This is a genomic window from Parasutterella secunda (assembly GCF_016901835.1).
Taxonomy (GTDB): Bacteria; Pseudomonadota; Gammaproteobacteria; order Burkholderiales; family Burkholderiaceae_F; genus Aphodousia; species Aphodousia faecavium.
Genome location: NZ_JACJKX010000032.1, coordinates 1 through 2586, shown reverse-complemented (window position 1 = coordinate 2586; position 2586 = coordinate 1). Strand labels below are relative to the sequence as shown.

At 51.4% G+C, this 2586-nt stretch carries 2 rRNA genes; both read right to left on the bottom strand.

Annotated features, from left to right (window positions below):
* Positions 1–14: 14 nt before the first annotated feature.
* Positions 15–129 (bottom strand): 5S ribosomal RNA (gene rrf, locus H5985_RS09190).
* Positions 130–249: 120 nt separating this feature from the next.
* Positions 250–2586, bottom strand: a 23S ribosomal RNA gene (locus H5985_RS09185); the annotation flags it as partial.

The window sequence follows — 2586 nt, the reverse complement described above, 5'->3', positions numbered from 1 at the left end:
TTTTTGAATGGGGAGCCGGGCAATGTCCTACTTTCACTGGAAATACAACCAACTATCATCGGCGCTAAGGCGTTTCACTGTCCTGTTCGGAATGGGAAGGAGTGGGACCACCCCGCTATGGTCGCCCGGCTAAGCTTGTTGTCTGATCTGTTTTTCTAACAGACCCGACGAATTCTTTTCGGTTTCACAAAGCGTTACGGTTTGTGCTTGCAGTCTTGAGCTCCTTTGAGCAACAAGCTGTACGGTTATAGGATCAAGCCTTACGAGCAATTAGTATCAGTTAGCTTAACGTCTCACAACGCTTCCACACCTGACCTATCAACGTCCTGGTCTCGAACGACTCTTCAAGGAGGTCTAGCCTCCGGGAAGACTTATCTTCAGGCAGGTTTCCCGCTTAGATGCTTTCAGCGGTTATCCCTTCCGGACATAGCTACCCGGCAATGCGATTGGCATCACAACCGGTACACCAGCGGTCCGTCCACTCCGGTCCTCTCGTACTAGGAGCAGCCCCCGTCAATCTTCCAGCGCCCACGGCAGATAGGGACCAAACTGTCTCACGACGTTTTAAACCCAGCTCACGTACCTCTTTAAATGGCGAACAGCCATACCCTTGGGACCGACTACAGCCCCAGGATGAGATGAGCCGACATCGAGGTGCCAAACACCGCCGTCGATATGAACTCTTGGGCGGTATCAGCCTGTTATCCCCAGAGTACCTTTTATCCGTTGAGCGATGGCCCTTCCATACAGAGCCACCGGATCACTATGACCTGCTTTCGCATCTGCTCGACTTGTTGGTCTCGCAGTCAAGCACGCTTTTGCCATTGCACTATCAGCACGATTTCCGACCGTACCTAGCGTACCTTCGCACTCCTCCGTTACCCTTTAGGAGGAGACCGCCCCAGTCAAACTGCCTACCATACACGGTCCCTAGCCCAGATCATGGGCCGAGGTTAGAACCGCAAACAAATCAGGGTGGTATTTCAAGGATGGCTCCGCTCAAACTGGCGTCCGAGTTTCACTGCCTCCCACCTATCCTACACAAATCGGTTCACAGTCCAATGTAAAGCTACAGTAAAGGTTCATGGGGTCTTTCCGTCTAGCCGCGGGGAGATTGCATCATCACAAACACTTCAACTTCACTGAGTCTCGGGAGGAGACAGTGTGGCCATCATTATGCCATTCGTGCAGGTCGGAACTTACCCGACAAGGAATTTCGCTACCTTAGGACCGTTATAGTTACGGCCGCCGTTTACTGGGACTTCGATCAGGAGCTTGCACCCCATCAATTAATCTTCCAGCACCGGGCAGGCATCACACCCTATACGTCGACTTTCATCTTTGCAGAGTGCTATGTTTTTAGTAAACAGTTGCAGCCACCTATTCTCTGAGGCCTCTTCACGCTTAAGATGTTTCTTCTCTCACGCTACAAAGGCACACCTTCTTCCGAAGTTACGGTGTCAATTTGCCGAGTTCCTTCTCCCGAGTTCTCTCAAGCGCCTTAGTATATTCAACTCGCCCACCAGTGTCGGTTTGCGGTACGGTCTTGTCAAGCTACCACTTAGAGGCTTTTCTTGGAAGCACTTCCGATGACTTCTTCTCACGTGGAGAATCGATGTTTTGACTCGAAGATCTGAGAGCGGATTTGCCTGCTCTCCTTCTACTCTCACAAACCGGGATATCCAACACCCGGATCATCTTTCACACTCCGTCCCCCCATCGCATACTTGACAATGGTCTAGGAATATTAACCTTGTTCCCATCGACTACGCTTCTCAGCCTGGCCTTAGGGGCCGACTCACCCTGCTCCGATGAACGTAGAGCAGGAAACCTTGGGCTTACGGCGAGCGGGCTTTTCACCCGCTTTAACGTTACTCATGTCAGCATTCGCACTTCTGATACCTCCAGCATGCTTCTCAACACACCTTCGCAGGCTTACAGAACGCTCCCCTACCACTCATACTTATGTATGAATCCGCGGCTTCGGTTACTTGCTTAGCCCCGTTACATCTTCCGCGCAGAAAGACTCGATCAGTGAGCTATTACGCTTTCTTTAAAGGATGGCTGCTTCTAAGCCAACTTCCTGACTGTCTTAGCCTTTCCACTTCGTTTTCCACTTAGCAAATATTAGGGACCTTAGCCGGCGGTCTGGGTTGTTTCCCTTTTGAGTCCGGACGTTAGCACCCGGTGCTCTGTCTCCCGCGCTAGCACTTCCAAGTATTCGGAGTTTGCCATGGTTTGGTAAGACGCCATGTCCCCCTAGCCATAACAGTGCTCTACCCCCTGGAGTGATACGCGAGGCACTACCTCAATAGTTTTCGGGGAGAACCAGCTATCTCCGGATTTGTTTAGCCTTTCACCCCTATCCACAACTCATCCGCTAATTTTGCAACACTAGTCGGTTCGGTCCTCCATTGTGTGTTACCACAACTTCAACCTGGTCATGGATAGATCATCCGGTTTCGGGTCTACGCCCAGCAACTACTCGCTCTATTCGAACTCGCTTTCGCTACGCCTCCCCTACTCGGTTAAGCTCGCTACTGAACGTAAGTCGCTGACCCATTATGCAAAAGGTACGCAGTCACC